Source organism: Asaia bogorensis (genome assembly GCF_900465345.1).
GTDB lineage: Bacteria > Pseudomonadota > Alphaproteobacteria > Acetobacterales > Acetobacteraceae > Asaia > Asaia bogorensis_A.
The window spans coordinates 15,000-36,529 of sequence record NZ_UEGO01000004.1 but is presented as its reverse complement, the minus strand read 5'-3'; the positions used below and the strand labels follow the sequence as shown (position 1 = coordinate 36,529).

General features: G+C 60.3%; 20 protein-coding genes and 1 tRNA gene. 14 read left to right on the top strand and 7 right to left on the bottom strand.

Features of this window, described 5'->3' with window-relative positions:
- Window positions 1-97 precede the first annotated feature (97 nt).
- The 6 genes from ED655_RS02210 to ED655_RS02185 all read left to right on the top strand — a co-directional run bounded on the left by ED655_RS02210 (window position 98) and on the right by ED655_RS02185 (window position 5,019).
- On the top strand, window positions 98-1,297 hold the full coding sequence (locus tag ED655_RS02210) for an MFS transporter (protein ID WP_205835965.1): 1,200 nt from the start codon (window positions 98-100) through the stop codon (window positions 1,295-1,297).
- 27 nt (window positions 1,298-1,324) lie between these two features.
- Complete coding sequence (locus ED655_RS02205; RefSeq protein ID WP_122048798.1) at window positions 1,325-1,906, top strand: LOG family protein; 582 nt, start codon at window positions 1,325-1,327, stop codon at window positions 1,904-1,906.
- A gap of 56 nt (window positions 1,907-1,962) precedes the next feature.
- Window positions 1,963-2,039: transfer RNA gene (locus ED655_RS02200), tRNA-Pro, on the top strand.
- Between the two features lie 248 nt (window positions 2,040-2,287).
- Entirely contained in the window at window positions 2,288-3,250 is a 963-nt protein-coding gene (locus tag ED655_RS02195) for a FecCD family ABC transporter permease (RefSeq protein WP_122048797.1), read from the top strand.
- Complete coding sequence (locus tag ED655_RS02190) at window positions 3,251-4,027, top strand: ABC transporter ATP-binding protein (RefSeq protein WP_122048796.1); 777 nt, start codon at window positions 3,251-3,253, stop codon at window positions 4,025-4,027.
- Window positions 4,024-5,019, top strand: a complete 996-nt coding sequence (locus ED655_RS02185; RefSeq protein WP_122048795.1) for an ABC transporter substrate-binding protein — start codon at window positions 4,024-4,026, stop codon at window positions 5,017-5,019. Before ED655_RS02190 ends, ED655_RS02185 begins: the two co-directional genes overlap by 4 nt.
- 7 nt (window positions 5,020-5,026) lie before the next feature.
- Here the strand turns inward: ED655_RS02185 and ED655_RS02180 are convergent, their stop codons facing one another.
- Complete coding sequence (locus ED655_RS02180) at window positions 5,027-5,623, bottom strand: YqgE/AlgH family protein (RefSeq protein ID WP_023979686.1); 597 nt, start codon at window positions 5,621-5,623, stop codon at window positions 5,027-5,029.
- 143 nt (window positions 5,624-5,766) lie between these two features.
- Here ED655_RS02180 and ED655_RS02175 point away from each other — a divergent pair, with 143 nt between their 5' ends.
- Together ED655_RS02175 and ED655_RS02170 are read left to right on the top strand one after the other, a co-directional pair.
- Window positions 5,767-6,519, top strand: coding sequence for an SDR family NAD(P)-dependent oxidoreductase (locus ED655_RS02175; RefSeq protein WP_205835964.1), 753 nt, complete (start codon window positions 5,767-5,769; stop codon window positions 6,517-6,519).
- Window positions 6,512-7,414: a PPK2 family polyphosphate kinase gene (locus ED655_RS02170; RefSeq protein ID WP_122048955.1), complete on the top strand. Its 903-nt coding sequence runs from the start codon at window positions 6,512-6,514 to the stop codon at window positions 7,412-7,414. Before ED655_RS02175 ends, ED655_RS02170 begins: the two co-directional genes overlap by 8 nt.
- A 62-nt stretch (window positions 7,415-7,476) precedes the next feature.
- Here the strand turns inward: ED655_RS02170 and ED655_RS02165 are convergent, their stop codons facing one another.
- A complete protein-coding gene (locus ED655_RS02165) occupies window positions 7,477-8,268 on the bottom strand; it encodes a DsbA family protein (RefSeq protein ID WP_122048954.1) in 792 nt (263 codons plus the stop codon).
- Window positions 8,269-8,489: 221 nt separating this feature from the next.
- On the opposite strand from ED655_RS02165, the gene ED655_RS02160 reads away from it, so the two are divergent.
- Together ED655_RS02160 and recA are read left to right on the top strand one after the other, a co-directional pair.
- Window positions 8,490-9,923 carry a gamma-glutamyltransferase gene (locus ED655_RS02160; protein ID WP_122048793.1) on the top strand — a complete coding sequence of 478 codons (1,434 nt, stop codon included), beginning with the start codon at window positions 8,490-8,492 and terminating at the stop codon, window positions 9,921-9,923.
- Between the two features lie 241 nt (window positions 9,924-10,164).
- Complete coding sequence (recA, locus tag ED655_RS02155; RefSeq protein WP_122038551.1) at window positions 10,165-11,205, top strand: recombinase RecA; 1,041 nt, start codon at window positions 10,165-10,167, stop codon at window positions 11,203-11,205.
- 165 nt (window positions 11,206-11,370) lie between these two features.
- Here the strand turns inward: recA and ED655_RS02150 are convergent, their stop codons facing one another.
- Both ED655_RS02150 and ED655_RS02145 read right to left on the bottom strand, forming a co-directional pair.
- Complete coding sequence (locus ED655_RS02150) at window positions 11,371-12,411, bottom strand: alpha-E domain-containing protein (RefSeq protein WP_162993348.1); 1,041 nt, start codon at window positions 12,409-12,411, stop codon at window positions 11,371-11,373.
- The gene (locus tag ED655_RS02145; RefSeq protein ID WP_122048792.1) at window positions 12,408-13,874 is read right to left on the bottom strand and encodes a circularly permuted type 2 ATP-grasp protein; all 1,467 of its coding nucleotides are present in this window, start codon (window positions 13,872-13,874) and stop codon (window positions 12,408-12,410) included. The genes ED655_RS02150 and ED655_RS02145 overlap by 4 nt, the downstream gene beginning before the upstream one ends.
- A gap of 317 nt (window positions 13,875-14,191) precedes the next feature.
- Here ED655_RS02145 and ED655_RS02140 point away from each other — a divergent pair, with 317 nt between their 5' ends.
- Window positions 14,192-15,034 (top strand): transglutaminase family protein, encoded by an 843-nt coding sequence (locus ED655_RS02140; protein WP_122048791.1) that lies wholly within the window; start codon window positions 14,192-14,194, stop codon window positions 15,032-15,034.
- Window positions 15,035-15,110: 76 nt separating this feature from the next.
- Window positions 15,111-16,262: a zinc-binding metallopeptidase family protein gene (locus ED655_RS02135; protein ID WP_122048790.1), complete on the top strand. Its 1,152-nt coding sequence runs from the start codon at window positions 15,111-15,113 to the stop codon at window positions 16,260-16,262.
- On the opposite strand, the gene ED655_RS02130 is transcribed toward ED655_RS02135, so the two are convergent.
- Complete coding sequence (locus ED655_RS02130) at window positions 16,231-16,977, bottom strand: methylenetetrahydrofolate reductase (protein ID WP_122048789.1); 747 nt, start codon at window positions 16,975-16,977, stop codon at window positions 16,231-16,233. The genes ED655_RS02135 and ED655_RS02130 overlap by 32 nt on opposite strands.
- Window positions 16,974-17,897, bottom strand: a complete 924-nt coding sequence (gene folD, locus ED655_RS02125; RefSeq protein WP_122038546.1) for a bifunctional methylenetetrahydrofolate dehydrogenase/methenyltetrahydrofolate cyclohydrolase FolD — start codon at window positions 17,895-17,897, stop codon at window positions 16,974-16,976. Before folD ends, ED655_RS02130 begins: the two co-directional genes overlap by 4 nt.
- 77 nt (window positions 17,898-17,974) lie before the next feature.
- Here folD and ED655_RS02120 point away from each other — a divergent pair, with 77 nt between their 5' ends.
- Window positions 17,975-19,021 carry a threonine aldolase family protein gene (locus tag ED655_RS02120; protein WP_122048788.1) on the top strand — a complete coding sequence of 349 codons (1,047 nt, stop codon included), beginning with the start codon at window positions 17,975-17,977 and terminating at the stop codon, window positions 19,019-19,021.
- Window positions 19,022-19,102: 81 nt separating this feature from the next.
- Here the strand turns inward: ED655_RS02120 and ED655_RS02115 are convergent, their stop codons facing one another.
- Window positions 19,103-20,371: an outer membrane beta-barrel protein gene (locus ED655_RS02115; protein ID WP_122048787.1), complete on the bottom strand. Its 1,269-nt coding sequence runs from the start codon at window positions 20,369-20,371 to the stop codon at window positions 19,103-19,105.
- A 464-nt stretch (window positions 20,372-20,835) separates the two neighbouring features.
- Between ED655_RS02115 and ED655_RS02110 the strand changes: the two genes are divergently transcribed.
- Window positions 20,836-21,498: an SGNH/GDSL hydrolase family protein gene (locus ED655_RS02110; RefSeq protein WP_122048786.1), complete on the top strand. Its 663-nt coding sequence runs from the start codon at window positions 20,836-20,838 to the stop codon at window positions 21,496-21,498.
- Window positions 21,499-21,530 lie beyond the last annotated feature (32 nt).

Below are 21,530 nucleotides of genomic sequence, written 5' to 3'. Positions count from 1 at the left end.
AACCTGACGCAAACTTGACCGGGCGGGGTGACAGCAGGCGCAGGGGCTGGCAAAGCTGAGCCTCTAGCGACCAGAAAACCGGATTGGGGAAATTGTGATGGGTGCCGGGCAGGCAAAGGCGACACGATCGCCACTTGGCATCATCCTGCCGGTCGTCTCACTGAACCTCATTATCTATGTCGTCATTGGCCTGCCGATGGCAGTCATCCCGCTCTTCGTGCATAATGTTCTGCACTGCAATACGGTCATCGCCGGGTTTGCCGTGTCGCTGCAGTACTTTGCCACCTTTGCGTCACGCGCATCCGCCGGGAAACGTATCGACACCCAGGGGCCAAAGCCGGTTGCGGTGCTGGGTCTGGCGCTTGGCGTCTTTTCCGGCCTGCTGCTTCTGATGGCAGGACTTGGCAAATCGGTCATCCCGCTTTCCCTGATCTGCCTTTTCGCCAGTCGTCTGGCCCTTGGCTGGGCAGAAAGCTGGGCCTCGACAGCTGCAATCGTCTGGAACATACGCCGCGCAGGAGCAGCCAATACGGCTCAGGTCATCTCGTGGAATGGAATAACTTCCTATGGCGGTATCGCCCTGGGTGCCACGATTGGCGAGCAGCTTTCGCATCTCGGTGGCGGCTGGGGCGGGCTGGTGAGTCTGGGTGTGCTCTCGACCCTGCTCCCCGCCATCGGTACGGCGCTGGCCAGCACCTATCCCGCGGTTGCCCCCATACGCCATGACGCGCCCGCCATGTCTTTCGCCAAGGTGTTCCGTCTCGTGCTGCCTCATGGCTGTGCGCTGGCTGCGGGATCCGTCGGATTTGGGGCGATCTCTTCATGTCTTGCGCTCTATTTTGCGGCTGAGCACTGGCCGGATGCAGCGCAGGCCCTGGCTGTATTCGGTATGGTCTTCGTCATCGTACGCTTCGTTTTCGCGCGCCAGATCGGACGTATCGGCGGGACAAATGTCGCGCTTATCTCGCTCGCTGTTGAAACACTAGGATTGCTGATACTGGCCTTTCTCCCCTCTGCGGAAGCGGCCACTTTGGGCGCTGCGGTAACCGGAGCGGGTTTCTCTCTGGTGTTTCCGGCACTGGGCGTTCTGGCTGTTGATCGCGCCGGGGCGGAGAATCGCGGGGCCGCGCTTGGGGCCTTTTCGGTATTTCTCGATCTCGCCATTGGCGTATCCGGTCCGCTCTTGGGGCTCGTCATCCATTCTGCGGGTTATATGGCTCTGTTCATCTTCACAGCTTGCATTACATTCCTCGGCATCGTGCAGGTGCTGAGATTGCAGCGTGCTGCAAGGCCCTGACGTCACAGGTCAAAGGAAAATCCAGAAATGACAATCGCTGCCGCCGCTGTCTTTTGCGGCTCGCGCCATGGTTCTGTCCCGGCTTTCGGTGAAGCCGCCCGCGCAATGGGAGCCGGTCTGGCAGAGCGTGGCATCCATCTGGTCTATGGTGGCGGGGCAGTGGGGCTTATGGGCGTGGTGGCCGCAGCCGCGTTGCAGGCTGGTGGCGAGGTAACCGGGATCATCCCCGAATTTCTTCACGGCCGCGAGGTCATGAACGAGCAGGTGACGGATCTGATCGTTACCGAGTCGATGCATGAGCGCAAGCGGCTGATGTTCGCGCAGGCCGATGCGTTTCTGGTGCTGCCCGGCGGGCTCGGCACTTTTGACGAACTCATGGAAATCATGACGTGGCGTCAGCTCTCACTGCATGACAAGCCTATCCTGATCGTCAACGTCGCGAACTGGGCTGTGCACGTGATTGCTGCTCTGGAGGCAGCAATCGAGCAGGGCCTGGCAGATGCCTCGGCGCGCAGGCTCTATCAGGTTGTGCCCGACGTGGCGCACGCTCTGGAAATTCTGGGTAAAACCAGAAAGAGCGAGGAAAAAATCGAGACGGGTCGACTTTGATCGTCTGCCCCCCTTGCAGAGCCGCCCAACTGGCAGTATAGCCCCATCCATCGGTTCGGAGTGTAGCTCAGCCTGGTAGAGCACTGTGTTCGGGACGCAGGGGCCGGAGGTTCGAATCCTCTCACTCCGACCAGAATTTCCACAATTCTGGTCATTCTGGCGGTCTGGTATTGCTGAAAAGGCAGACCATCCGCCCACCGATTATTTCCGATATTATCTGGATCACATCGGAGACCTCGCGTTTCTTCGTTGGCTATGCTGCACGATTGTCTGCACAAGCCATGAACCTCTCGCCAGACAAGCCCTGACCCGGTATCGGGGTAATCAGGTCCATTATGGCAAAAGGGGGAAGGGGCATTGCGCAATCGTTTGTGCTTTCTGATGCTCACTCTCATCCTGATCGGCGCGCTTGCCGCCGGAATTCTTATTGGGCGCTATCCGCTTTCATTCCATGCAATCGGGGCCATGATGGCCGGGCATGGTGCTGCCGAAACACGGGCCGTGCTGCTCTATGCGCGCCTGCCAAGGCTGATCGGGGCCATGGTGGTTGGGGCGGCGCTTTCAGTGTCAGGAAGCGCGTTTCAGGCGGTTTTCCGTAATCCGCTCGTCTCGCCCGATCTGCTGGGGGTACTGAGTGGCGCGGCTTTCGGGGCGGCGCTGGCCATCCTGCTGCATGGCAGTAGTGCGGTAGTGGGGTTTGCGGCCTTTGCCGGAGGGTGTTGCGCCGTGGCCTGCGGCTTTGGCGTCGCGCGGCTGGTGGGGCGCGAGGGTATCTTACCGCTGCTGCTGGGCGGGTTGATCAGCGCTGCCCTGTTCACCTCTTTTCTCTCGTTACTCAAATATGTGGCTGATCCATTCGATCAGTTGCCAGCCATCATCTACTGGCTGCTCGGGAGCCTTTCCCGGACACAATGGGCGCAGCTTGCCTGGGTGGCGCCCTTATGTGTGCTGGGCATGGCAATGCTATGGCTGGGTTCGCGGGCGCTGGACGCGCTGGTTCTGAGCGATGACGAAGCCCGGAGCCTTGGCCTGCCGGTCGGGGCCATGAGGATCGTCGTGCTGGCCCTCGCCACGTCGCTTGGTGCTCTGACGGTATCAATGGCCGGGATTATCGGCTGGGTCGGGCTGATTGTGCCCCATATGGCCAGGCTCATTATCGGGCCGGGACATCGCCTCATGTTGCCTTTAGCGGCGCTGATGGGGGCGGCGGGGCTGATGCTGGCCGATACCGCAGCGCGAAGCCTGACAGCGTCCGAGATTCCCCTTGGCATGATGACCGAGCTTTTCGGGGCGTTAGGCTTCATCGTGGTGCTGAGGCATTTACGTCGCGAAGGGCAGTTATAAGTGGCATCCCTTGCGACACAGGCTCTCGGCTTTACCCGGCGAGGACGCCTCATACTCGATGACGTGACGCTGAATTTCTCGGGCGGGCAACTGGTCAGCCTGATGGGGGCGAATGGCGCTGGCAAAACGACGCTGCTGCGGCTGATGCTCGGTCTTACCGTGCCTGACCGGGGACGGGTTCGGGTCAATGATGTGCTCCTGACCGATCTTTCGCGCATGGATCGGGCCCGATTGCTGAGCTACGTGCCGCAAAACAGGGAGCACCTGCCGCCCTATGACGTGATGCAGGTGGTGCAGATGGGCAGGCTGCCGCATGGCGGGCTGATAACGCGCCTGTCGAGGGCGGACCGCGACAGCATCGAGCGCGCCATTGCGCAGCTCGGTTTGCAGGATCTGGCGCGGCGGCCCTGCACCGCACTATCGGGGGGCGAGTATCAGCGCGTTCTTCTGGCAAGGGCACTGGCGCAGGAGACGCCGGTTATCGTGCTGGATGAACCATTGGCCGGGCTCGATTACGGCTATCAGCATCGATTGATGGGGCTGCTTTCCGCCCTGACGCAGCAGGGCCGTCTGGTCATCATGACAGCGCATCAGCCTGAGATGATCTACCGTCACGCGAGCCATGTCGTCCTGCTTGAGGCCGGGCGCGTGGTGACACAGGGACGACCGTGTGATGTTCTTGAGGCGGGGCGTCTGAGCGCGTTTTATGACGTTGCCCTTCAACATTACGATCATGGCGCTGAGCGCTTCTTTGCACAAAGGGATAGGGCGGAATGAGAGGCTTCGGCTGGGGCGCTGTACTGAGCGGGTTTCTGGCGGTGGCCACGCTTCAGGAGGCATCAGCCCTGCCAGCAACGCCGCCTCCCGCGCGGATTGTGGATGGATGGTACGCCCATAATGCCACGCTGATCATGCTGGGCGCAGCAGACAGGATTGTCGGTACGGTCGTCTCGCCGTCGCGCTTTGCCTGGATGTATTGCGTCGCCCCATCCCTGCATCAGGCCCATGTTTTTGGTAGCATGGTGCTCAATGCCGAGGCTGTTCTCGCCCTTCACCCCGATCTGGTTTTTGTCACCCGTGATTCCGGTGTGGCAGGTACCTTGCAATCTGTCGGGCTGAAAGCGGCGCCTGTCGGCTTTACCGATTTCGCGGGGATGCTGGCGACAATCGATCAGACGGCGGTCCTTTTGGGGACGGATGAGGCAAAGGCTCAGGCCGCCCGCTTTCGCACGGCTTTTGCTGCGCTCGACAGGTCGCAGGCAGTGAAGAAATCAGTGCCAGCGCCACGTGTGCTGCATATCGCCTCGCTCGATCCCCTGACCGTGGATGGTGATACGAGTATCGTGGATGAGTGGATACGTGATGCCGGTGGCCGCAATGCCGCGATCGGTATGCATGGCAACAAGCGCCCGGTTTCGCTGGAGCAGATCCTGGGCTGGCAGCCCGACATCATCATTCTGGGGGCAGATGCAGGCAGCGAGACGGAAATCGCGTCATCGCCGCTTTGGGCACAGCTTGCTGCCGTGGCGCAGCACCATGTGTTTCGCAACCCGTCAGGGGTGTTCAACTGGGATCGCTACAGCCCCGAATTGCTGTTGCAACGCCTGTGGGCGCGTCAGCTGATCGGGAAAGGGACGATTGATCGCGCTGCGATGCTCGCACAGATCCAGGATTTCTACCGCCAGTTCTATCACCACCCCCTCAGCAACGAGGCGGCGGAACGTATCCTTGATGCGCGTCCCCTCGAACCCGGTGCATGCCCGGGCTAGGCGGCCCTCAGGCGTGGCCGACGAGATTGGAGAGGGAGAGGGGATCGATATTGATGGTGGCAAGGGCCTTGCGCCATTTCACCATCTGATCACTGCCGAAAATAAGATCATCCATGGCGGGGGCGCTCAGCCATGCATTCTGCTGGATGATTTCATCTTCCAGCTGACCCGGCTCCCATGAGGCATGGCCCAGCGCCAGCAGGGCATGGCGTGGGCCTTCGCCAGCGGCGATCTGATGCAGAATATCGAGGCTGGCAGTCAGGCAGTTCTCGTTGTTGATCACGAGACTATCTTCACGCCGCCAGTCGGCCGAGTGAAGCACGAAGCCACGGGTCGGTTCCATGGGGCCGCCCATGCACAGATTGATCCGGCGCTTGGGCGGTGAGGGGGTAATGTCGAGCTGCTCGAACAGGGTTTCGAGCGTGGGATGCGATGCGCGCTTGTTGATGATCAGCCCCATGGCGCCATCCCGGCGCGAATGGGCGCAGACATAGACCACGCTGCGCGCAAATTCCGACTCTCCAAGCATGGGGCTCGAAATGAGCAGACGGCCTGCCAGGGTTTCGGATGTGGTCTCGTCGGGCGTTTGAAAATCTGAAGCCATGAGGGAAAATGTCGGCCATTGCAGGGGGTTTTGCAAGGGCGGCGCGCCGTGGCAACGATACAGAGTGTGGCAACCATGGAGCGGCTGCCCCGTCTGCTATAGCGTGGGCCCCTGTGTGTCCTGAACCTGAAATGGAGAAAACGATGGCGATTATTCTGGTAACCGGCGCAACAGCCGGGTTTGGTCAGGCTATTGCGAAGCGTCTGGTCAAGGAAGGCCATCGTGTGATCGGGACCGGCCGACGGGCGGAACGGCTTGAGGCCATGAAGAAAGAGCTGGGCGAGGCGTTTCTTCCGCAGGTGCTTGACGTGACCGATGCCGAAAAGGTTCAGGCCCTGCCCACCAGCCTGCCGCCCTCATGGCGTCAGGTCGATGTGGTGATCAATAATGCCGGTCTGGCCCTCGGTGTGGGCAAAGCGCAAGACTCCGATCTCAAGGATTGGAAAACCATGATTGACACGAATGTGACGGGTGTCGTGGATGTCACTCGCGCGTTTCTTCCACAAATGGTCGAACGCAATCACGGTTACATCATCACACTTGGCAGTATCGCAGGGACTTACCCCTATGTCGGGGGCAATGTTTACGGAGCCACCAAGGCGTTTGTCGGCCAGTTCATGCGTAATCTGCGCACTGACCTGCTGGGAACGAAAATCCGTGCAAGCACGATCGAACCGGGACTGTGCGGCGGCAGCGAGTTCAGCAATGTGCGGCTGCGCGACAATCAGAAGGCAGCGGATGTCTATAAAGGGACTGACCCGCTGACGCCTGAGGATATCGCGGCAACCGTTTCATGGCTGCTCAGCCTGCCGCCCCATGTCAACATCAACGCCATCGAGATGATGCCTGTCTGTCAGGCTGCCGGTGGCCTCGCAGTGGATCGAAGCAGTGACTGAACTGACTCTGGGCCTGGCCCGCAAGCTTCCTGGCAAGTATCTCGTCAGCGACGGGCGCGATTTTGAGCTGAAATCCGTCCACCCGCAGGATCATGGCGGTTTGCACAAGGGCCATGTCGAGGCGTGGCTGGACAAGCGGCGTGCTCATCTCGGAGCGTTACAGGAAAGGCTTGCGGCAGAGCATCGCCATTCCATGCTCCTTGTTCTTCAGGGCATGGATGGTGCGGGCAAGGACAGCCTCATTCTCAATGTCATGACCGGGATGAACCCGCAGGGTACCAAGGTCGTGTCATTCAAGAAGCCGAGCGATATCGAACTTTCTCACGATTATTTATGGCGCGTCCACATGGCCATACCGAGCCGTGGTCAGGTGGGGGTGTTTAACCGCAGCCATTACGAGGATGTGCTCGTTGCCCGTGTTCATGCTGACACGCTCGATGCGAGAGGCATGAAGGGCGATCCGACAAAGCGGGAGTTCTGGGACCACCGCCTGCAGGATATCCGCGATTTCGAGGCCTATTTGGGCCGGCAGGGCATCCATATTCTCAAGGTCATGCTGCACATGTCGCCCGAATGTCAGCAGGAGCGTCTGCTGCGTCGTCTTCATCGGCCGGACAAGCGCTGGAAGTTCGATGAGAGCGATCTGGCGGAACGTCAGTTCTGGCCCGCTTACCAGACAGCCTATGAGGAAGCGATCCGGGCGACGGCGACCGAGCACGCGCCCTGGCTTGTCGTGCCGTCAAACAAGAAATGGTATTCGCGTCTGGTGGTGATGGAAGCTCTGATTGCAAGGCTTGAGAGCCTGAGCCCGGAGCCACCACCGCCCTCGCCGGAGATTCTCGAAAATCTCGGTCGGCTCGAAGCCAAGATCAAGGCGAGCAAGATACCTGGCTGATCTAACCCATCCTGCAAGGTCGCCTCCTTTGGGGCCCTTGCAGGATGGAAGGGTAAGTGTTGTCAGCGCGCGTCCTTGCGTGCGGTTTTGATCTGCTCGCGCATTTCCTCAGCCGAGATGGCACCGGGAATGATTGCATTCGTACCGAAAACGAAGGTCGGCGTACCATCGAGGCCGATCAGCCTTGCTTCGGCCAGATTCTCGTTGATTTGCGCGGCAACGCTCGAGGCGTGCATGTCAGTCACAAGCTTGTCCGCATTCAGCCCATTGGCCGTAGCAAGCTGACGGATACGATCCAGGGTAGGGGGCGTCGTGTCCTGCATCAGGGCGCGTTTCATCTTTTCGTAGCCGCCCTGCAGCGCGGCGGCGAAAATGGCCTGCGTGTCCAGCACGCTTTTCTCACTCAGCACCGGCACCAGCTTTTCGACCAGACGCAGCTTGCTGTCTGATTTCAGAAGAGCATCGACAACGGGCACCATGCTGCGGCAATAGCCGCAGCGCGGGTCGAGAAACTCCACGATGGTGAGATCGCCCTGCGGGTTGCCGCGCACTGTGTAGTCGGGCCCCTTTTGCAGACGCTCGCGATCGGAACGGACGTGGGTTAGGGCGTCATCTGCTGCTTTCTGCTGGGCACCCTGACGCAGGGCCACGATGGCATCGCTCAGAATGCTCGGGTCATTCTTCAGGGCGTCGCGCAGGATCGTCACGATCTCGGCGCGCTGGGCCGGGCTGAAAGACGATTCCGCAGCGGCAGACGCAGTACTGGGGGCAGCAAGGGCCGGAACGGCGGTCGACACGGTCAGACCAAGGGCGAGAAAAGTGCCGGCAAGCCGGGCACGGGTCGGGCGGGTCATGAGGACGATCCTGCTGGTCGTGAAAGACATGGGCGTGAAGAAAACGCGCTCCTGCATAGGCCAGCAAAAGCGATTTCGCAAAACCGGAGCCGGGCGCGCGGTTGCCCATCGTCCGGATCACGGTTAGATGCGTTAACGAACCCAATTTCCAGACAGTTGCTTCTTCGGCCTCCGAAGATACCATCCCTGTCCGGAACAGTAGAGAAAAGGCTTGCCGGGTCATGGAGACACCGCACGTGGCGCATCGTCAGTCGAATGCCCCCTGTCGCCCCGCAGGGCGCTTTGCGCTCAAGGCAGGGTTGCGCCCGGCTTGTGCCCTTACGGCAGCCATGCTGCTCGCCGGGTGCAGCGATGTCGCGCATATCGGTCACAGCCTGTTTGGCAAGACCACGCCCATCGTGACGGGCTATATCGGCACGGTAGTGGCCGATGAGCCGCGTGCGGCCCTGATCGGGCGCGATGTGCTGGTGCATGGCGGCAATGCAGCCGATGCTGCGGCTGCAGTGGGAATGGCACTATCGGTCACCCTGCCATCGCGTGCCTCTCTGGGCGGTGGTGGCGCCTGCCTGGCCACACGCGCCAACGAGGCCCCCCAGGCTTTCGTGTTCCTTCCCGGTTCAGCCAGCGCTTCGGGTGCAGCCACGCGTCAGGCGGCGATACCGATGACGCCGCGTGGGTTGTTCACCATGCAGCTTCGCTACGGCACCGTCGAATTTGCTGATATTCTTGGTCCGTCCGTTCGTCTTGCCCGCAGCGGCACCACAGTCAGCCGCGTGCTGGCCAGTGATATTGCTGCGGTACATAACCCCCTCTTCGCCGATGACGCCGCACGCAGCGTTTTCAGCCGTCCCGATGGTGCGCCGCTGCAAAATGGCGATGCGCTGGTGCAGCCCCAGCTGGCAAGCTTTCTGGAGCGCATGACCAATGTTGGTGTGGGCGATCTGTACAACGGGGCGCTTGGCGGGATCTTTGTCGAAGGGGCCAACAAGGCAGGGGGCGGCCTTTCGACCACAGCGTTGCGTAACGCCATGCCAGCGCAGATCGCGCCGCTTCAGGTCGAGCAGGATGGCTATGTGGCCTCGTTCCTGCCGCCGCCTGCCGATGGTGGGCTTGGCGCTGCGGCAGCGTTCCACTCCGGCGCCTCCGCGCAGAGCGTGGTGGCAACGTGGCGCAGCGAAGACCGTCATGGCCTGAGCAATGACGCCCTCCTCAGCGCTGCACAGACCCTGGTCAATGGGGGCTCCAGCCGCGGTGGCTCCCTGCCGTCGCTTCCGGCCTCGACCTCCTTTGTCGTGACAGACAACAAGGGTGGTGCTGTGGCCTGCGCCCTGACTGACAACAATCTGTTCGGCACAGGTCGTATGGCTGAAGGAACGGGCGTGCTGCTGGCCGCGGCACCGGGGCGCTATCCGGCACCGCTCCTGGCTGCTGCCATTGTGCAGCGTCGTGGCACCCTGACTGGTGCCGCCGCCGCCTCCGGCCAGAACGATGCAGCCGATGCGTTGGCTCAGGCTGCACGGGCGATCGTCTGTGGCACGACGGTGCCGCATGAAGGGCAGGGGCGCGTCAATGCCTCGGTCTGCAAGGGCGGCAATTGCCAGGGTGACACCGATCCGCGTGGTGGCGGTCTTTCCGTGGGCAGTGTGAACAACTGATCCCGCGTGATCTCTCGCGTCTGGGTCATCGAGGCCGGATGTGGGAGCATGAATTGTTTGCAGAAACGACACTTATACCCCCTGGAAACAGGGGGTATTTTTTATGCCCGTCCCCTTGTGCAAAAGGGGCGTGATCATGATATGTTCTCAAGAACAAATGTGAACGATCAACACGAATCGCTCCGCCCCGATTGCCGATTTTCATGAGTTCGGCAACACTGGTGTGAGCGGAGGACAGGATATGAGCGTGGACAGGACGAAAGCACTCGAAGGTGCGCTGAGCCAGATCGAACGGGCTTTCGGTAAGGGGTCGATCATGCGCATGGGGCAGCGCCCCAAGGAGCAGGCCGATGTGATCTCCACCGGCTCGCTGGGTCTGGATATCGGCCTCGGTATCGGCGGTCTGCCGCGCGGCCGTATCATCGAGATCTACGGCCCGGAAAGCTCCGGCAAGACGACACTGGCGCTTCATGCCATTGCCGAAGCCCAGAAGAAGGGCGGAACCTGCGCCTTCATCGATGCTGAACATGCGCTCGATCCTGGTTATGCCCGCAAGCTTGGTGTGGATGTCGACAATCTTCTGCTCAGCCAGCCTGACGCTGGTGAACAGGCTCTGGAAATTGCCGATACGCTGGTGCGTTCCGGTGCCGTCGATGTGCTGGTGGTCGACTCCGTGGCGGCACTGGTGCCGCGTGCGGAACTTGAGGGCGATATGGGCGACAGCCATGTCGGTCTTCATGCCCGTCTGATGAGCCAGGCCCTGCGCAAGCTGACTGGCACGGTTTCGCGCTCGAACACGATGGTGATCTTCCTCAACCAGATCCGCATGAAGATCGGCGTGATGTTCGGCAATCCCGAGACCACGACCGGTGGTAACGCGCTCAAGTTCTATGCGTCGGTGCGTCTGGATATCCGCCGTATCGGTTCGATCAAGGATCGCGACGAGGTGGTGGGCAACCAGACACGCGTGAAGGTGGTCAAGAACAAGATGGCCCCGCCTTTCCGTCAGGTCGAATTCGACATCATGTATGGCGAGGGCATCAGCAAGGTCGGCGAACTGATCGATCTGGGCGTCAAGGCCAATATCGTTGAGAAATCGGGTGCCTGGTTCTCGTATGACAGCACCCGCGTGGGTCAGGGGCGTGAGAATGCCAAGCAGTTCCTACGCGATCATCCCGAGATGGCGGCCGATATCGAGCGTCGTATCCGCGAGCAGGCTGGTGTTGTGGCTGAGGCCATGATGACCTCGCCGGAAGAGCAGGAAGACGAAGCCGAAGCCTGAGTCCCGTCATCCCTGTTGCAGGCAGGGTAGCGCGAGACTGAATTGAAAAGGCCCGCTGCATTATCAGAGATGCAGCGGGTCTTTTTATGGGTCATTCAGTGCAGACAGCCAAATATCGTACCGGTGGGACTCAACGCCCGCACGGCAAGATCTCGCTGCCGGTTTCTACGCCTGACCTTGAGACTGGCTGAAGCTTCCGGCATCAAGCACCTTGGGTGGCGCCCAATAGGCGGCGGCCAGTTCGTTCTGGCAGGTTTCGATCTGTTCCTGAATCCAGTGCATACACTCATGCAGCCCACGAATGATGATTTCCTCGGCTGTCTGGTCATCCAGCATGGCACGTAATTCGCCAAGGCGTTCCTGCACCGCCGAGCTTTGCTTGCGCAGGTTGTAGTGTGTGGCGAGGGCGCCCAGAACAGAATCGGCATGACGCAAGTTAAGCGCGAGCGAGCGTGGAAACCCCTCGTTCTTGAGCAGGAAACCAACCACATTGGCAGGCGTGGTCGTCACCGGTTTGAGACGACGAAAGGCGTGATAGGCTGCAGCCGAGCGCAGCACGGACGCCCATTGTGTCATGTCGATTTCCGACCCCACCTCGGCAGCATCGGGCAGGAGCGTATGATAGCGCGTGTCGATCAGTCGTGTGATCTGGTCACTGCGCTCAAGATGCCGACCCAGCAGATAGAACAGCCAGGCCTGATCGCGATAGAGCGTCCCTTCCGTCACGCCGGCATGGGACTGGCATTCCTGCTTGATGCGGTTGCACAGGGCCGAAAGCCCGGTGCGTCGTATGTCGCCGGGCGTGAGGTCCAGCATCCAGCGTGTGAAGACGTTGAGCTGCATCCACATCTCGGTCGAGATAAGGGGGCGTGCAGAACGGGCATTTTCGCGCACGGTATGGGCCATGGCCCGGATCGAGCTCGGGTTGGAGCAATCCGTGATGTAAAAGCACAGATAATCCTCCTCCCTCGCGGCAGGATAGAGGGCGCGAAACCGTTCCTCATCGCTATTGATATTGACGATTGAGTCCCATACCGGGCGGCCATCGGCACCCCGCACGAAAGCTTCGGTCACCTCAAGCACGCGGGCGAGGTTTTCGATGCGCTCCATATAGCGCGCAAGCCACATCATGTTCTCGGCATAGCGCGAGAGCAGGGTGTTCAGGTCGGGCTGTATGCCTGCGACATAGGGGTTGAAGCGGCTCATGCTGACATCACCCAGGTATCCTTCGAGCCACCACCCTGCGATGAATTCACCACCAGAGACCCCTTTCGCAGCGCGACGCGGGACAGCCCGCCGGGCAGAACCCAGGTGGATTTTCCTGTCACCGCGAAGGGGCGCAGATCGACGTGACGCCCTTCCACACCGGCGGGGCAGAGGGTCGGCACAACGGAAAGGTCAATGACGGGCTGGCTGATGTAATTGGCCGGATTTTCGATCAGCTTCTCGCGAAAGGCCTCAAGCTCGCTTTCGGTCGCATGGGGTCCGATGATGAGACCATAGCCTCCGGAATCGCCGACGGGCTTCACTACGAGATTGGCGAGATTATCGAGCGTGTGGGCAAGGCCTTCGGGCTCGGCGCAGATATGGGTTTCCACACTGTCGAGGATAGGGTCCTCGTCGAGATAGTAGCGAATGATGCGGGGCATATAGGCATAGATGGCCTTGTCATCGGCCACCCCGGTGCCCAACGCATTGGCAAGGGTCACGTTGCCACGACAATAGGCCTCGACGAGGCCCGGCACACCCAGCAGGCTCTCGGGATTGAAAGCCAGGGGATCGAGAAACGCGTCGTCGATACGGCGGTAGATCGAGTGGACAGGGCGCAGCCCGGCAACGGTGCGCATGAAGACATGATGATCTTCAACCACCAGATCCCGCCCCTCGACGAGTGGCACACCCATCTCACGGGCCAGAAACACATGCTCGAAATAGGCGGAATTATACATGCCCGGCGAAAGCAGAACCACTTGCGGGTCTGTCACGCCCTCGGGGGCCACGTCGCATAGGGCGCGATGTAGCCTGACGCCATAATCCTCGACAGAGCGGAGCTTGATGCCCGAGGCCAGATCAGGCAGCAGGCGCAGCATCATGTGGCGGTTTTCGATGACGTAGGAGACCCCGGAAGGGGTGCGCGCATTGTCCTCAAGCACGAGGAAGCGCCCTGAGCGGTCGCGTATGAGGTCAGTGCCGTTGATGTGGACATACACACCGCCCGGCACGTCCACCCCGATCATCGCCTTGCAGTAATTGGCGTTCTTGAGCACGAGATCGGCCGGGACAATGCCATCATCCAGAATACGGCGCTCGTGATAGATGTCCCACAGGAAGAGATTGATGGCCTTGACGCGCTGCTGCACGCCCTTCTCGACAAATGCCCATTCCTCGGCCGTGAGCAGGCGGGGGATCATGTCGAAGGGCAGGATACGATCAATCGCCTCACGTTCTGTATAGACCGTGAAGGTAATACCCAGACGCCAGAGCAGGTTTTCTGCGTCAGTCGTTCGCTCGCGCAGGTCGGTAAGGGTGAGATGGGCCAGACGTTCCTGCACCTTCTGCAGGGCTTCGGGCAGTTCACTGCCCCGGTTCATCAGCTCGCAGTAAAAGGCGGGCGTGTCGTAGGTCGAAAAAATACCGGCTTCATGGATGGGCAAGGCGTCGAGCGCCATATTTTCTCACCTTCTTGTTGGGGAGGGTCTGGTGTATCCTGAACCGAAACGTTACGGTTGTTTATTAAACTACCAAAATTCGTGACTTGCCAAGCACTAAAAGAAAGGCTGTTCCGGGCGGGTTCGCCGGTTTATTGCTGTCAAACAGAATATCGGCCCAATGGTTGCAAGGCGCTGCCTGAACCGGCGGCGGGCGGCAGGCATCATGGAAGGTGCACGATGGTCCCTGGAGGCACAGCATCGGGGCAGGCAGGGGACATGCAGGGAAGGCGCAGGCAAGGGAGTGTCATGAAACCAGGCCCAGCGGGGCGCGCAGGATGAGCCAGCCAGTGCTGCTCAATCATCGCACGTCCTATCGTTACGACCGGATGGTGTCACTTGGCCCGCAGACGATCCGTTTGCGGCCGCCATCGCGCACGCGCAATGCGATCATGACCTATGCGCTTTCCATAGGGCCGGATCATGCCGGACTGGACTGGCATCACGACAGACATGGCAACATGGTCTCCGAAGTGCGTTTCTCCGATCGCATGTCGCAGTTCGTGGTTGATGTGAGCATGATTGTCGATCTCGCCCCCTATGATCCGCTGGGCATGGGGGTGAGATCGTCTGACGGCGAAACAGCGCTCGAGCAGGCCTATCGCCGCCCCGTGACGGAGGATGCGGTGCTGGTCCCGTTTCTGTCTGCCGAAGACGGATTGCCGATCGGGAGCCCTCTCGAACGCCTGTCCAGGTTGGCGCGTCGCATCGCGACCAGGCTGCACTACATGCGCCGCATGGAGCCGGGAGTCTGGACGCCTCAGGAAACCCTGAAACGCGAGGCCGGGTCATGTCGTGACAGCGCGTGGCTGCTGATCGCCCTGGCCCGTCATATGGGTTACGCAGCGCGTTTCGTCTCAGGCTATCTCATCGAGCCTTCTGCCCTTCAGGCTGATCCGGACCGCCTGACCTGTGACCTGCATGCCTGGGCCGAAATTCTGGTGCCGGAGCATGGCTGGGTGGGGTTTGACACGACATCGGGTCTGATCGCAGCGCAGAACCATATCCCGTTGGCCGCTTCGGATACGCCTGATGCCGCTGCCCCGATCTCGGGATTGCTGGATCAGTGTCAGGCGGAATTCGATGTGATGATGCAGGCGCATTTTCTGCATCGGGCGTAGTATCATGGCGGACGAGGCGGGAACCAAAGCCGTCACGCGCAGTTCCGGGTCATAACCTCATCGGGATGATCAGATCGTGAAGCTTTTTTCGTGCGAATGCTGCGCTCAGCCGCTCTTTTTTGAAAATACGAGATGCGAGTCATGCCATCACGAAGTGGGCTATCTGCACAAGCTGGCTGATCTGACAGCGCTCAATCCGGCCGATGCACCCGGAAAATGGTATCCCATGGAGCCGGGGTTGGAACATCAGGTGCATGTCTATTGCGCCAATCATCAGTATGACGCCTGCAACTGGCTGCTCGGCCCGCAGGAAGCGGCTGAAGGTCCGTATTGCTATGCCTGCCAGTTCAATCGCACGATCCCCGATCTGTCGGACCCGCATAATCTGGAGCGCTGGCGCAAGATAGAGGTCGCCAAGCATCGTCTTTTCCACGCGCTGATCCGGCTCGACCTGCCAATGGTCAACCGGCGACAGGACCCGGAAAACGGGCTGGCTTTCGACTTTCTGGACGATGCGCCCGACGGTTCGGCTCCTGTCATGACCGGTCATGACAACGGCTTGATCACCCTTGCCGTGCGTGAAGCCGATGACGACCAGCGCGAGCGTATGCGCGTGGAGATGGGAGAGTATTACCGGACCCTGCTCGGACATTTCAGGCACGAAATCGGGCATTATTTCTGGAACGTGCTGATACGCGATGGAGGAAGGCTGGAACGCTGCCGCGCCGTATTCGGCGATGACCGGCAGGATTATCAGGAAGCCCTCAAGGCGCATTATGCCAAGCCGCCTTCGGAAGACTGGCGCGAGACGCATGTCAGTGTCTATGCCGCCTCTCACCCCTGGGAGGATTTCGCCGAGACCTGGGCGCATTATCTGCACATTGTCTCGACGCTGGAAACGGCGTGGCTTTATGGTATTGCCATTGCCCCGCAGACACCGGACGCCGCGCAATACTCAACTCCGGCGCTCAGCGGCAATCCTTACCGTAGTCTCGACTTTGACGAGATCATGAATGCATGGCTCCCCCTGAGCATGGCCGTGAACAGCCTTAACCGCTCCATGGGCCTTCAGGATTTCTATCCTTTCGTCCTGACGGGGGCGATAAGGCAGAAACTGGCTTTCATCCATGATGTCATTCGCGAAACGCAGCAGAGCCGCGACGCGCAGCGACAGGGTCAGTCCGAGCGTGCCGCCGTCACGATGTCAGAAGGTCACGCAGCGGAGTGAGGTAATCTGCCAGCGGCACGCGCAAGGGCATGAGGTAGGCGCTCTCGCCGCGTGCACGCACCGCCTCAAGGATCGTCCGTGCGAACGCAATATTGGCGTCAAGCTTCGGTTCGAAATCCGAGGGAAAAACAACGTGGTTGACGCGTTCCCAATAGGCACGAGACTTGGGACCGATCACGGGTGAGAGCCCCCAGAATACCTGATCATTCTCCAGCCACGAGGCACACAGATCGAACAGCCTCTGGTCGAACAGGGGCTGGGTGAAGAATCCAGCAGCACCGGCATCACGCTTCTGCTGGATGGTCTCCAGTTCCTGCCAGGGGGCGCGGCGATATGGATCGAAGGCCGCATAGACCGTTAGGTGAGGGGCCTCACGCCGATATCGTGCGATGATGTCCGCGCTGCTATTGGGCCAGATGCGATGCGTCGAATCCGGGGGCGGATCGCCCGCGATGACAAGAATCTCGCGCAGTCCTTCCTGCTCCGCACAGGGCAGGGGTGCATCGGGGTCGATATCAATGGCGCGGATGTGCGGGATGGCTGCATAGCCCTGACCCTGCGCCAGCGCGGCACCCTCCCATGAGCGCAGGGGCAGGCGCAGAAGGTCGGGAAGGTTGATGGTCGTTACGTCCGGCGCGATCTGCCTTACCGTGGCCAGATCCTCTGTCAGGCTTTGCGTGTCGCGCGGGATCAGCTCGATGGCGATACGGCTCATGGAGTCTGTTCGCTCCGACCCGTGCCGTCCTGTCCATTTTCCAGAATCTGGCGCGCTGCCTGCAGGGTGTTGTGCAGCAGGCAGGCAATGGTCATGGGGCCAACGCCACCGGGCACCGGTGTGATATGGCCAGCGATCGGCGCGGCCTCATCAAAGGCGACATCACCCACCAGACGCGTCTTGCCGTCCGGCAGGGCGATGCGCGTAATGCCAACGTCGATGACTGTCGCGCCGGGCTTGATCCAGTCGCCGCGCACCAGCCCGTTCTTGCCTGTTGCGACTACAAGAATATCCCCCTCGCGGGCCAGTGCCCTCGCATCTTTTGTGTCGATATGACCGACCGATACTGTGCAGCCTTCCTTGAGAAGCAGCTGCGCCATGGGTTTACCCACCAGATTGGACGCCCCGATGATAACGGCATGAAGCCCGCGCAGCGCGGGCAGCGTTTCCTTGAGCAGGATGAGACAACCCAGAGGCGTGCAGGGCACCAGCCCATCAATACCCAGGCTCAACCTGCCGGCATTGACCTCGCCCAGACCATCCACATCCTTGTGCGGGGCAATGGCATTGGTCACCAGAATCGGGTCGATCTGCTTCGGCAGGGGAAGCTGGACGAGAATACCATGGATCTGGGGATCGGCGTTGAGGCGGGCAATCAGTTCCAGCAACTCGTCCTGCGACGTGGTCTCGGGCAGCATGTGCATGAATGAGCGCATACCGGCGCGATGGGTCTGGATAGCCTTGTTACGGACATAGACCTCGCTCGCCGGGTCATCGCCAACCAGCACGACAGCCAGACCCGGAATCTTGCCGGTGCGCTCGCGCAGGGTCTCGGCCTCGGCCTTGACGCGATCCGTCAGGCGGCGCGCGATGGCCTTGCCGTCGATGAGCTTTTCTGAAAGCGCCGGATCGTGTTTCATGGCTGCAATTCCTGTAGCAGGGCGATCGGCACGGGCAGCACCCGGACGATGGCCTCAGAGACGAGTGAGGAACGGACGTGACCGAGGAAATACGCAAGAACTTCGCAAGTGACAACATCGCGCCAGTCTGCCCCGAGGTGATGAATGCTCTCATACGTGTCAATGAGGGGGCAGCGCCGTCTTATGGCGAGGATTCCGAGACTGAAAGACTGACCGCACTCATGCGCGAGGCTTTCGATCATCCGGTCTGGGTCTTTCCCGTGGCCACGGGTACGGCCGCCAACAGCCTTGCGCTTTCCGCGTCCACCGCGCCTTTTGGTGCCGTGATCTGCGACCAGAGCGCTCATATCGCCAATGATGAGGGCGGGGCGCCAGAGTTCTTCATGCATGGGGCAAGGCTGATGCCTCTGCCTTCGCCTGACGGGCGCATGGATCCAGCCGCCCTTGACCGGGCCCTGGTGACCAATGCCGGGGGCGGGGTCCATACAAGCCCGATCCAGACGCTTTCGCTGACACAGAGCACGGAATGGGGCACGGTCTATTCTCTCGATCACCTTGCAGCCCTGACGTCACGCGCCAGAGAGTCTGATCTTGCCACGCATCTGGACGGCGCTCGTCTGGGCAATGCCATTGCCGCACTCAATTGCACACCTGCCGAAATGACCTGGAAGGCCGGGTTCGACATGGTGAGCTTCGGCGGCACGAAGAATGGAGGCATGGCGTCAGAGGCCGTGCTGATCTTCAGGGAAGATCTGGCGAAAAATTTTGCCCGGCGTATCAAGCGTGGCGGGCATCTCTGGTCGAAGCAGCGTTATCTGAGCGCACAGCTTGCGGCGCTGGTGGAAAATGACCTGTGGCTGCGCCATGCCCTGCACGCCAATACCATGGCCCAGCGCCTCGCTCATGGCTTGCGCCGCCATCCTGCGGCGTCCCTGCCTTTCGAGGTGCAGAGCAATGAGGTGTTTGTCGTGCTGCCCGAACGGAGTGTGGCAGCGCTGGAGGCTCGGGGTTTCGTGTTCTATCGCTGGACAACGCCGCCGGGTATCGACGGGGTATTGATACGCCTCGTGACCTGCTGGGCGACCGAAGCGCGGGATGTGGATCACCTGCTCGAAGCGCTCTGATCCGGTTTTATAACCGAGCATAAAAAAGGGGCGCTCGGCCATGCCGGACGCCCTTTTCTTTGCGCGTTTCGTTATGCGGTGTCAGAAACCGATCATCGCATCGCCACCAAAAGTGAACATGCCGGTGTTGCGACCATCGTTGAACGGTGACGTGCCGTTGAGCGAGCGATCAAAGCGGATCTCGGGGCGCAGGGCAAAGACGCGTATGCCGTGCCCGAGGTCAGGACGGTAGGTCACGCCGAGTGTCAGGGCACCATAAGTGGTGGCAGGGGCCGTCTCGGCGGGCGCGTAGCCGCCTAGAAAGGCGTTCATATAGGCCTGATTGGTCAGGAAGTTGACGACGAACAGACCGCTGTTATCGCGATAGAGTTCACCGCGGTAGTTGAAGGTCAGGCTCGGTGTGATCTTGTAGGCAGCGAAGGTGACGACGCTCCAGGTTTCGGCACGCAGACCGTCATCGTGCAGGAAGTTGAACTCTCCTGTGAGGCTGAGCTTGTCATTGACCGTGTAGAATGCGGCAATGTCGTTCCACCAGCGCTGCGCCGTATTGGCACGGGGACCAAGTGCCGCAACGGCATTTTCCGGGCCGACACGCGACAATTCGTTGATGTTCAGTTTTCCATGAGCCAGGCCAATGAGGTTGAAGCCGAAATAGCCGGCGGCTGCATTGTTGTTGTCGTTGCGGCCCCACGTCGTCTGATTGCCGGTATCGACCCCGAAATTGAAATCAAACATCGGGGTGACATGCCAGTGGAACATGGCGCCGAGATGCTCGAAGGGTACGGAATACTGAGACGTATAGGCCAGAGAATAAAAAGGACGCAGTGTCGGATCCAGCACTTCGACACCCATGGGGGCTGGCAGGATGCCGGCCTGCATGTCGATGCCACCCTTCGACAAGATCGGGGCGTGCACATCCACATGGGCCTGCGCCGGAAGGAGCTGGTAGCGGTCGCTTGTCATTTTGTTCGACAGGCCAAGCAGGTGATAGTAGCGCGCATCCGATCCATAGAGCGCTTCGAGCATGAAGCCGATCTGATATTCGGATTTCGTCGGATCGATTGCCTTGGATAGGGTGAGGCTGATCTGGTTCAGCTGGGCCTGATTGGCATGGTCACCAAGAAAGTTACCGAAATTGATGCCGTTATCCGGTCGGGCAGGGTTTGCCATGATGCCACCCTCGATCAGACCGGACAGATTGACCCCCTGCAGCCACGGGTTGGTGGCCGTCTTGAACAGAGGAATATCGGCAAGGGCTGTGCCGGAGAGGGCGGTTAGTGCGCCTGAAATCAGGGCGCCTGCAGAAATGGTTTTACAGAAACGGCTCGTTATATGGCGAATCAGGTCCATAACCCATCCCTATCAGAAGCCCCTGAGGGCAATTCAGTCAGCTAAAAGAATTTATTTTGCTTTGATAATTGTATCAAGAAGGCAACATAATTAGTTCGACACTGTGCTTTTCAGATGACAGTTCGATAATGGCCCCTCATAACGGTTTATTATTTCATGGAGACCGGATTTGAGGTCGTGGCCCCCCATAATCAGTAACAGCGTGTCACGGCAGGATTGTAGATGGATCGAGCGCTCGTCAGATCGTGTCATGAGCTCCGACGCTAGCCGTTACCGTAGGGCTGATTTTTATCAAATTGTTATCGAAACGACGCCAGGGAGTTCATGTGGCTTTTATGCCCGTGCGCCGGTTCGGTCCCGATCGCTGATCCCCTTTCCAGGTGATGGGTTGAGGCCCTTTTTGCAAAACCCGGAAGCGACGCGCATGGTGGACGATGCCTGAACGAGCGGATTGGAGGCATGACATGACCATCAGACATATACTCTGCTTTGGCGATTCACTGACCTGGGGCTGGAAGCCTGTGCCGGAAGGAACGCCAACCACGCGATATGAGCGTGATGAGCGCTGGACCGGTGTCATGGCGAAGGCTCTGGGCGACGGATTTCATGTGATCGAGGAGGGGCTGAGCGCCCGGACCACGACGGCACTCGACGCCAACGATCCACGTCTGGACGGATCGGCCTATCTGCCCGCTGCCTTGGCCAGCCATATGCCGCTCGATCTTGTCATCATCATGCTTGGTACAAATGACGCCAAGAACGCCTACAGGCGAACTGCCCATGACATTGCGCAGGGTATGGCCAGGCTGGTCGGACAGGTGGCTGCCAGCACGGGGGGCGTCGGCACCGGCTACAAGGCGCCCGCACTGCTTGTAGTCGCACCGCCCTTGCCGGGTGACATACCCGGCCCCTGGCTCAGGGCGCAGTTCGACGGGGCTGTACCCAAAATCGCGGCGCTCGCCACCCAGTATGAAGCGCTTGCGGGAGCAAGGGGCGCCGCGTTTCTCGACGCCGCCCAGCATATCACCACCGATGGCAGCGATGGCGTTCACTTTACGCCTGACAATAACCGCACGCTCGGCGAAGTCCTGGCTGGCAAGGTGAAAGACATCCTGCAAGTCGAATAGGCTGCCACCGGCAGACATGGGCTCGATCACGC

Coding starts and splice junctions, on each gene's coding strand:
- ED655_RS02145 (WP_122048792.1), bottom strand. CDS start 13,874: ATGGCGCTCGACGCCTTGCCCATCCATGAAGCCGGTATTTTTTCGACC.
- folD (WP_122038546.1), bottom strand. CDS start 17,897: ATGAAACACGATCCGGCGCTTTCAGAAAAGCTCATCGACGGCAAGGCC.
- recA (WP_122038551.1), top strand. CDS start 10,165: ATGAGCGTGGACAGGACGAAAGCACTCGAAGGTGCGCTGAGCCAGATC.
- ED655_RS02160 (WP_122048793.1), top strand. CDS start 8,490: ATGGAGACACCGCACGTGGCGCATCGTCAGTCGAATGCCCCCTGTCGC.
- ED655_RS02210 (WP_205835965.1), top strand. CDS start 98: ATGGGTGCCGGGCAGGCAAAGGCGACACGATCGCCACTTGGCATCATC.
- ED655_RS02185 (WP_122048795.1), top strand. CDS start 4,024: ATGAGAGGCTTCGGCTGGGGCGCTGTACTGAGCGGGTTTCTGGCGGTG.
- ED655_RS02165 (WP_122048954.1), bottom strand. CDS start 8,268: ATGACCCGCCCGACCCGTGCCCGGCTTGCCGGCACTTTTCTCGCCCTT.
- ED655_RS02130 (WP_122048789.1), bottom strand. CDS start 16,977: ATGAGCCGTATCGCCATCGAGCTGATCCCGCGCGACACGCAAAGCCTG.
- ED655_RS02175 (WP_205835964.1), top strand. CDS start 5,767: ATGGCGATTATTCTGGTAACCGGCGCAACAGCCGGGTTTGGTCAGGCT.
- ED655_RS02150 (WP_162993348.1), bottom strand. CDS start 12,411: ATGAGCCGCTTCAACCCCTATGTCGCAGGCATACAGCCCGACCTGAAC.
- ED655_RS02110 (WP_122048786.1), top strand. CDS start 20,836: ATGACCATCAGACATATACTCTGCTTTGGCGATTCACTGACCTGGGGC.
- ED655_RS02205 (WP_122048798.1), top strand. CDS start 1,325: ATGACAATCGCTGCCGCCGCTGTCTTTTGCGGCTCGCGCCATGGTTCT.
- ED655_RS02115 (WP_122048787.1), bottom strand. CDS start 20,371: ATGGACCTGATTCGCCATATAACGAGCCGTTTCTGTAAAACCATTTCT.
- ED655_RS02140 (WP_122048791.1), top strand. CDS start 14,192: ATGAGCCAGCCAGTGCTGCTCAATCATCGCACGTCCTATCGTTACGAC.
- ED655_RS02195 (WP_122048797.1), top strand. CDS start 2,288: ATGCTCACTCTCATCCTGATCGGCGCGCTTGCCGCCGGAATTCTTATT.
- ED655_RS02180 (WP_023979686.1), bottom strand. CDS start 5,623: ATGGCTTCAGATTTTCAAACGCCCGACGAGACCACATCCGAAACCCTG.